Raw genomic sequence first — 7,709 nt, 5'->3', positions numbered from 1 at the left:
AATTACAGGATGATGATTTCGTTGAGAGCAATAAGGTTCTCACCCTTGATATTGATCCTGACAATGAATTTAACTGGAATGAAGATTCTCTGCAACGGGTGTATCGAACCTTTGACGATCTGGTTGAATCCTATAATGGTGAGGATTTGACGGAATACAATCTTCGCCGCATTGGTTCTGATCTTGAACATCTGATTCGTTCTCTCTTGCAAGGCGGCCAGATTAGTTACAATCTGCAAGGTCGCGTCACTAATTATAGTATGGGGCTACCCCGGTTGGAAAGTCCCGATAGCGACGGAAAATATTAAAAGCATGAATTTTTGGGATTATAAGCCTTGGTGGTGTCAGCCTTGGTCGATTTTATTAACGGGAGTTGTGGCGATCGCGGGGAGTTGGTTGCTGCTGCGATCGCTTTGGCTGACTGCTTTCGTCACTGTACCTATTTTATTGTGGTGGCTTTTGTTTTTGATTCTCGTACCAAGGATGTTTCGAGAATCACAGGAAACGAAGGAATCAGGAAATATTACAGATTAGCGATCGCCTTTTACTTCGCTAACCGAGAGGCGATCGGTTAAAATAGGAAGAACAGAATTGAAAATCCAACCATGCAATTAGAAGATTATTTTGATTTTCAACGTCCCGATGATATTCGCCTGAAAGGTACGCGAGTGGGAATTGAAAATGTTCTCTACGAATATCTTTATCGCAGTCGCACCCCCGAGGAAATTGTTAGTTGTTTCTCTAGCATTACTTTAGAACAGGTTTATGCAGCAATTCTTTATTATCTGCATAACAAAGAATCTGTCAGCCAATATATTACTGATGGGTTGGAACGGGAACACGAACAATGGAAACAACAACAACTTAATCCTACTCCAACGATGCTTAGATTGCGTAAAATTAGAGCAGAAATGGAGGCAGATAAAAGAAAGAAATGGGATGAGAATGGGGATGTTGAATATCCCGAACCAAGAGGCTCTTTAGTTGCGTCTCTCAAAAATTATGGTAGAACCAGAAAAGAGCAAATTAAAATTAATCAAAAAGGTATCGAGATGCTTCGTGCTTGGCGTGAAGAAAAGCTAACAGAAGAGGAGTTAGAAGCAGCAAGAAAAACATGGGAAATGGCCAAGACAATTATTGACGAAAATCGTTCTCGCAAGTTATTTTCATAATTTATGATTGTTTTTCTCGGTAATATCTGGAGGAACACCAAAAGGAATCAAAAAACTAGAAGCGATCGCAAATTTTATTGATTTTCTTGAGGTCGATCGCGCTGTTGTAGAGTTAGCGGCTGAGTTTTGGGCTGAAGCACGTCTACAAGGTCAACCGACGGCAAATGAGAAAAACATTGACATTGATATGATTATTGCGGCACATTGGCGTTTACTGTCTGAGAGTTTTCCAGGGCGTTATGTGGTTATTAGTACCACTAATGTTAAGCATTTGCGCTTGTTTGCAGAGGCAGAGGAATGGCAAAATATTGTTTACTGACTCAAGAGGCGATCGCTATTCCCTTCCTCTTTCTAACTATTAAACCGATTAGCAATGCTATCTCTACCTAACTTAGAATAGTTTTGATGTTATACTGTGGATTAATTGAATCAATCTCCCTGAAGGATTGAAAAATAAATAATGTATAAAACAATTGACCTGTCCGAGATCGGCACAAAAATTACTGAATTCTCTAATAGTACGGGAGAAGAACCGATCGCGATCGTCGAAAATGGCAAGCCTGTCATGGTTGCTCTCAGCTATGAATTATATACGTCTCTGCTTGAAACTTTGGAAATATTGTCCGATGCGGAATTTAGCACTCAATTGAAAGCAGGAATCCAAGAGGATCGCGAAGGGAAGCGAGTTAGTTGGGAGGAAGCAAAAAAACAATTAGGTTGGGAATAAAAGAGAATCAATGTTATCGCATTGTTTATCGCGTCGATCGCGATCGCGTCGTTGTAATCATTATTGGTTTGGGTTTGCGTCGAGAAGGCGATCGCGACGATATCTATGCCATTCTGGAAAAGAAGTTAGAAGATTTATAATTGAATTTCTCAAATACAAGCGATCCGCATTTCGGACAGACCTATCAACCAAACCATGCCCATGTTACCAGAAGATCGCCAATTTTGCAAATTGAAATTTTGAAGGGCTTTAAATGTCGTTCAAACTAACTGAATGAGAGTCATTAGAATCAGTTTCTAGAAGAGGTTTGAGAATTTGTCGTTCTTCGAGAGGAAGGGTGAGGAGGACACGAGGATCGCGGTTTTTCTCTTTATATTCAATGGCTTTAGAGAGCAATCGCAAAGGGAGTTCAAATTCGGGGCGATTTCCGACAAGCTCTAGCCAGATTTCTAGCCAAATTCGCACTTTTTCATTATTCAGATTGGGTGACATTAACATAGGAATACTGCGAGTAAGCCCTCTCTTTAAAAGCGAACCAACTTGATATCGATCAAAAAGATTCAGGAGCTTAACAAGATATCTTTTGAATATGATTGTATTTTGTACAGTTTTGAATGAGTCAAACATCATTTTCCCTAACTTTCGAGGAAATGGAGAATTGAGATCGAGAATATATTGATAAGACTCTAATGCTTGTTCGTATTGTTCCATACTCTGTAAAGTAAAAATACGACTCAGCCGTACTTGAAGAGATTTCGGATTTAATTCTAGAGCGCGATCGCAATCCTGAAGAGCCTCTTCATATCTTCCCATTTCTCTCAGCGTAATAATACGACTCAGCCGTACTTGAAGAGATTGAGGGTTTAATTCTAGAGCGAGATCGCAGTCCTGAAGAGCTTCTTTATATCTTCCCATTTCTCTCAGCGTAAAAATACGACTCAGCCGTACTTGAAGAGATTTCGGATTTAATTCTAGAGCGCGATCGCAGTCCTGAAGAGCTTCTTCATATCTTCCCATTTTCTGTAGTATAAAAATACGAGTTAGCCATATTTTGAGAGATTGAGGATTTAATTTCAGTGCGCGATCGCAGTCCTGAAGAGCTTCTTTATATCTTCCTATTTTCTGTAGTGTAAAAATACGACTTAGTTCTGCTTGGAGAGATTGAGAATTTGATTTGTAAGACAATTGTGATTCTTCATAATTTCTGAGTTTTGTTAAAGTTATACTACGACTGAACTGAGTGTCTGCATTTTCTTCAAGTTCAAATGACTTATCATAAGCTGCTATTGCCTCTTGATATCGTTCTAATTCATCCAAACAATACCCTTGACTAAAAAAATCCCAAGCATGACCTCGGATTTCAATCAGCTTTTCTGTTAATTTTAAAGCCTCAGTAATTTCATCTTTATCGAGATGATTTTCATATTCTTCCATCAAAAATGCAATTTTAGGATCTTCGCTATCTGTATCTCGTTCTCTTAATGCTTTCAAAATATACTCTCTCTCAATTCCATCTTCGGGAAGTAAATCTAGATACTCTTCCAACGTCTCCTCTGAATACCACAGCCGCAAAAAATCTACAAACAACTGGATCGGTTTGTTCCGTTGCTTCTTCATCTCTAAACAAAACCGTAACAAGGGTTCTCGTAACTCATAAAATTGTTCTCGTCCAATTTCTTCTACTCGCAGATAACCCTTATTCTGTAATTCTCTCAACTCCTCCTTGGCAGATTGCGGATCGAGTAAACAGTATCGAGCAATATCTTCCAATAAACACGCATAACGTCGATCGCAGAGAAAATTGATAATCTTTCGCTGTCGAACTGCCAGAGATAGCATTCGTTCTTGATAATAAGGAGTCAACTCATCCAACATTTTCATAAAAGCTGGAACTAACTCATCTAAAGACTCCCGCGATAGAAAACCAGAAAAAACAATATAAATTCGTGGATTTCCTCCCGCCAAATGATGCACCGCTTTAACTCTTTCCTTCCCTGTCAAAGATTGTAAAAACGCTTCTAACTTTATATCTTTATTCAACCGAGCAATATTTGCTAATAGATCTGCCGCTTCGTCGGAAGACAAGTCCTCTAAATGATGAGGGCAAAAAAATCGGTAAAAAGGGTATTCTTTAAACTTAACCTCCTTAAAAAGACTTTGCGAGGTTGCCAAAATAGTACAAAATTTATGATTGTATAAATATGCTCTGAGTTGATGCTGTCCTTGTATCTCCAATCCTTCAAAAACCATATTCAAATTTTCAATTAAAAGTAAAAGTGTTTTCTTCCCTACAAACTCTCTTAATATTTCTTTGGCTTTGTACTCTTGCTCTTCAAAAGATAATTGATATAGTAACTCTACTTTCTCCTGTAACTTGACTTCATACTCTTCGGGATATTCCTCCTTCAATGCCTCAAAAATTGCCATTAAAAACTCTAAAAACGAATCAATTCGATAAGCCTCCTCTGGCAACCAAGCAATGAGCAATTGTTCCTGAAGCTCCTCTATCTTAACCAGACGATGATAAATCAAAGAAATGAGATGGGTTTTGCCAATACCTCGATTACCAACCAATAACCGATAATGCTTATTTTCAGTCAATGCACTCTCGCGAATTAACTCAATTAAACGCTCTGCCAAATCGTAACGCTTGCGCTGAACGAAAATCGCCTCTAAGATTTCTGGCGACATAGAACGGGGTGTAAAATGGGAAATATATTGTGCTTGCATCTTTTACCCTCGCGATAACTGCCAATAGCGTTTGATCAGATCGAGACGAAACTCATATTTAAGATTTTTTCCTTTGATAATATAGTAATCCTTTGCCAATAAATCTAAGACTTTTCGCGTCTTTTCCTTATTAGAAGTATCGGGATCGGACTGAATGCGATCGCACAACTCCGGCAAAGATAAAGGATCGTCGGACTCTGCCAAAACATCGAGTAAATTCAGCGCATATCTCTGTTGTTCCAGACTGTAATAGCTTTCGATGCGATCTTGATAATGGCGCATTTGCCATCGACTGTCAGGATCGCGCAAGCAATCGTCAATTATTGCTTGGACTGTATTCTCATTAATTGTATTTTTTCGCTCCACAAAAATATCAATGAGATGATGAATATAGAAAGGGATGCAATTGACCATCTGTGCAATATCCTTTGCTTGCATTTGAACGTCAAAAGTAGGGATATTTTCTCCTTGAATGAGACGAGTTGCTAAATCCGTTGCATCTTCTTCCGATAAAGACGGAACATCCATAAAATACATATCATTTGTGGGTGCATTGGTATAACCCACTTTTCTCAACTTGTCGATCGCATGATGCAGCCCAATCGATCCCGTAAAAACCATTCTCAGAGTTCCATAATCTTGCCGGAGACGGCGTAATACATCCAATACCTCCATTGCATCTTCATCACTCATGTTGCGAAGCATATACGGCACTTCATCCCAAAAAAAGATCGTGCGAACATCTTTTTGATTGTCTAACAAATCCTCAATTGTTTGGGTTAGCAATATTTTCCAATGAGAGGCAGCAGAATCGGGGAGCTTAATCCCAAATCCCATTCCTTTCAATTCCATACCGTTCAAGTTTTTCAATACACTGCGTGCTTTTCGTGCAATTTGGTTAGATTTTCGCAAATATTCTTCGACATCTTGCAAAACTACCTCCACAAATTCTAACGGCGATCGCACATCTTCAACATCGCGAACGATCGCCAGCTTATTAGCAGGAAGTTCCGCTTTCATTTTACGAATAACACAGGTTTTACCCATTCGTCGTTCTGCACTCAAAATGAGACTTTGCCGCTCTAAAACCCTCCACAATCGCTCAATTAAGCGATCGCGACCAATAATTTCATCAGGTGCAATTTCACCCCCCGGATTTGCTCTCATATTATCGATTTCCTTGCTCTCTATTATCTCTAAGGTAACGCGATCGCGCAATGCAAACCTAAAAATTTAACCGTATTTGGAGAAGAAGCAGCAACTCGATTTCTCTGATTCTTTAAGGTACACTTGTTTTGAGACCTTCCCCACCCTTCTCTCATGGTTCAACTTCAACCCTCTTACCCAAGGCAGAAATCCCTGCCCACCATGTACGATTTACCCAGCGAAAACCCGGAGGAACCAGGTTTGCCCGACGAATTTCACGACTTTCAACCCGATCTCCTGAAAAAGACCTGTCAATCTCCCCATTATCTTCGAGAAGATTATTTTGTTGCCAGCGATCTCAATCTTTACTACGATCGCGAAAATCCGAGATGGTATAAGCGACCAGATTGGTTTTTGGTATTAGGGGCAAGACGCAGCACAAATCAACAAGAATTACGCCTAAGTTATGTGATCTGGGAAGAAGAAGTCAATCCGTTTTTAGTCGTAGAATTGTCTTCTCCAGGTACAGAAAATGAGGACTTGGGAAAAACTAAACGCAAGCAGGAAACGCGACCGACAAAATGGGAAGTTTATGAAGACATTCTCCAAATTCCCTACTATCTCATCTACGATCGCTATGAAAATCGGTTTCGTGGTTTTGTTTGGCGATCGGGAAAATACGAAGCATTAGAGTTATCGGAGGGAAGATTGTGGTTAGAAGAATTGGGGTTAGGTGTGGGATTATGGCAAGGGAGTTATGAAGGAGTAGAGGGACGGTGGTTGCGGTTTTATGATAGTCAAGGAAATTGGATTCCGACTCCCGATGAACGTGCCGATCGCGAAGAAATGGAGAAAGAACGAGAATGCCAAGAAAAGGAACGAGAACGAACAAGAGCTAACCTTGAAAAGGAAAGAGCCGATCGCGCTGAATCTGATTTACAAAAATTAAGAGATCGTCTCTTACAATTAGGTGTCGATCCTAATAGTTTACCTTGATTTTGAGGGCGCGATCGCGACCTTATCAAGATTTCAAGCAGGCATAATATCATCGAGTTTGAGTTGTAAATCGGGAAATAGGTAAGAAGAAATAGCTTCTCCCAAGCGATATTGTTGCTGCTGGTAAATACCATTAACTAATTGACAAATTGTCAAAGTGGGTTGCTTGGGATTGCCAATAAATTGCAAGCCTCCCAAACCTCTAAAGTCTACAATCCAGTATTCTGGAATATTTAAAAAAGCATATTCTTCCACTTTTCTAGCATAATCATCTTGCCAATTGGTACTGACCACTTCAGCGACGAGGCGAATGGTATTCCCATTACAAATAATAGGTTCTTTTTGCCAGAGAGGTTCTTGACTCAATTCGGCTCGATCCAAGACAATAACATCGGGACGCAAAGCCGTTGCTTCAGCATAAAGGGGTTTGATCAAACAATTTTTGGGAATTAACCAATTGAAATGAGAACGAAAAATCTCGACATAAATTCTTCCAGCAATATTCCCTGCAACGGCTTCATGAGGTCCCGTTGGTTCCATGTCTCTGAGTTCTCCATCAATAAGCTCGTAGCGCGTATTATCCCCATACTGACCGATAAATTCTGCAAAGTTGAGTAATTTGGATAGGGTGTAGGTCATGAGTTTATCTAAACTTAATATTTGCTAACAATAGCAACAAAAACAATCTAAGTAACTAATTGAAAATGACTCAGTTTGGTTACGATCTTGAGTTATTGTAAGTTTGTGAACTGCAGTAGCAAGTTTTCAAAAGCCTTGCCACGTCGGAAATAACCGATTCCCCATACTTGGTTTAACTCTACCAAAAACGGGTAGAATACCTTGATGGGAATAACGCGCAATTTCATTCGGAGAAAAAATTCTGATGCTTCTAAAATCAACCACGCGCCACATTCGCGTTTATGCGGCGGAATTACAGG

The 7,709-nt window shown here is 39.7% G+C and carries 11 protein-coding genes; 7 read left to right on the top strand and 4 right to left on the bottom strand.

The genetic code is table 11. The features are described from left to right. From ndhM to JUI58_RS19905, 6 genes are all read left to right on the top strand, one after another. On the top strand, positions 1–308 hold a 308-nt coding region (gene ndhM, locus JUI58_RS19930; RefSeq protein ID WP_204105563.1), incomplete at its 5' end, for an NAD(P)H-quinone oxidoreductase subunit M. Between the two features lie 4 nt (positions 309–312). After that, positions 313–534: a DUF6737 family protein gene (locus tag JUI58_RS19925; protein ID WP_204105562.1), complete on the top strand. Its 222-nt coding sequence runs from the start codon at positions 313–315 to the stop codon at positions 532–534. A gap of 71 nt (positions 535–605) precedes the next feature. Then, the gene (locus JUI58_RS19920) at positions 606–1,172 is read left to right on the top strand and encodes a DUF433 domain-containing protein (protein ID WP_204105561.1); all 567 of its coding nucleotides are present in this window, start codon (positions 606–608) and stop codon (positions 1,170–1,172) included. 7 nt (positions 1,173–1,179) lie between these two features. After that, positions 1,180–1,491 carry a hypothetical protein gene (locus JUI58_RS19915; RefSeq protein ID WP_239121599.1) on the top strand — a complete coding sequence of 104 codons (312 nt, stop codon included), beginning with the start codon at positions 1,180–1,182 and terminating at the stop codon, positions 1,489–1,491. A gap of 141 nt (positions 1,492–1,632) precedes the next feature. After that, the gene (locus tag JUI58_RS19910) at positions 1,633–1,899 is read left to right on the top strand and encodes a type II toxin-antitoxin system prevent-host-death family antitoxin (RefSeq protein WP_204105560.1); all 267 of its coding nucleotides are present in this window, start codon (positions 1,633–1,635) and stop codon (positions 1,897–1,899) included. Further along, entirely contained in the window at positions 1,890–2,039 is a 150-nt protein-coding gene (locus JUI58_RS19905; protein WP_204105559.1) for a hypothetical protein, read from the top strand. Before JUI58_RS19910 ends, JUI58_RS19905 begins: the two co-directional genes overlap by 10 nt. A gap of 109 nt (positions 2,040–2,148) precedes the next feature. Here the strand turns inward: JUI58_RS19905 and JUI58_RS19900 are convergent, their stop codons facing one another. Next, positions 2,149–4,629: a tetratricopeptide repeat protein gene (locus JUI58_RS19900; protein ID WP_204105558.1), complete on the bottom strand. Its 2,481-nt coding sequence runs from the start codon at positions 4,627–4,629 to the stop codon at positions 2,149–2,151. 3 nt (positions 4,630–4,632) lie between these two features. Beyond that, the gene (locus JUI58_RS19895; protein WP_204105557.1) at positions 4,633–5,796 is read right to left on the bottom strand and encodes a hypothetical protein; all 1,164 of its coding nucleotides are present in this window, start codon (positions 5,794–5,796) and stop codon (positions 4,633–4,635) included. Between the two features lie 201 nt (positions 5,797–5,997). Between JUI58_RS19895 and JUI58_RS19890 the strand changes: the two genes are divergently transcribed. Beyond that, positions 5,998–6,771, top strand: a complete 774-nt coding sequence (locus tag JUI58_RS19890) for a Uma2 family endonuclease (RefSeq protein ID WP_204105556.1) — start codon at positions 5,998–6,000, stop codon at positions 6,769–6,771. Between the two features lie 33 nt (positions 6,772–6,804). Here the strand turns inward: JUI58_RS19890 and JUI58_RS19885 are convergent, their stop codons facing one another. Both JUI58_RS19885 and JUI58_RS19880 read right to left on the bottom strand, forming a co-directional pair. Next, positions 6,805–7,410, bottom strand: coding sequence for a Uma2 family endonuclease (locus tag JUI58_RS19885; protein ID WP_204105555.1), 606 nt, complete (start codon positions 7,408–7,410; stop codon positions 6,805–6,807). A 92-nt stretch (positions 7,411–7,502) separates the two neighbouring features. Beyond that, positions 7,503–7,709: hypothetical protein (locus JUI58_RS19880; protein ID WP_204105554.1), on the bottom strand; the 207-nt coding region annotated here is incomplete at its 5' end.

The sequence above is a fragment of the Spirulina sp. CCY15215 genome, assembly GCF_016888125.1.
GTDB lineage: Bacteria > Cyanobacteriota > Cyanobacteriia > Cyanobacteriales > Spirulinaceae > CCY15215.
The sequence above is the reverse complement of the archived record's forward strand: the minus strand, read 5'-3'. Positions and strand labels throughout refer to the sequence as shown.

Coding starts and splice junctions, on each gene's coding strand:
- JUI58_RS19925 (WP_204105562.1), top strand. CDS start 313: ATGAATTTTTGGGATTATAAGCCTTGGTGGTGTCAGCCTTGGTCGATT.
- JUI58_RS19920 (WP_204105561.1), top strand. CDS start 606: ATGCAATTAGAAGATTATTTTGATTTTCAACGTCCCGATGATATTCGC.
- JUI58_RS19910 (WP_204105560.1), top strand. CDS start 1,633: ATGTATAAAACAATTGACCTGTCCGAGATCGGCACAAAAATTACTGAA.
- JUI58_RS19900 (WP_204105558.1), bottom strand. CDS start 4,629: ATGCAAGCACAATATATTTCCCATTTTACACCCCGTTCTATGTCGCCA.
- JUI58_RS19895 (WP_204105557.1), bottom strand. CDS start 5,796: ATGAGAGCAAATCCGGGGGGTGAAATTGCACCTGATGAAATTATTGGT.
- JUI58_RS19890 (WP_204105556.1), top strand. CDS start 5,998: ATGTACGATTTACCCAGCGAAAACCCGGAGGAACCAGGTTTGCCCGAC.
- JUI58_RS19885 (WP_204105555.1), bottom strand. CDS start 7,410: ATGACCTACACCCTATCCAAATTACTCAACTTTGCAGAATTTATCGGT.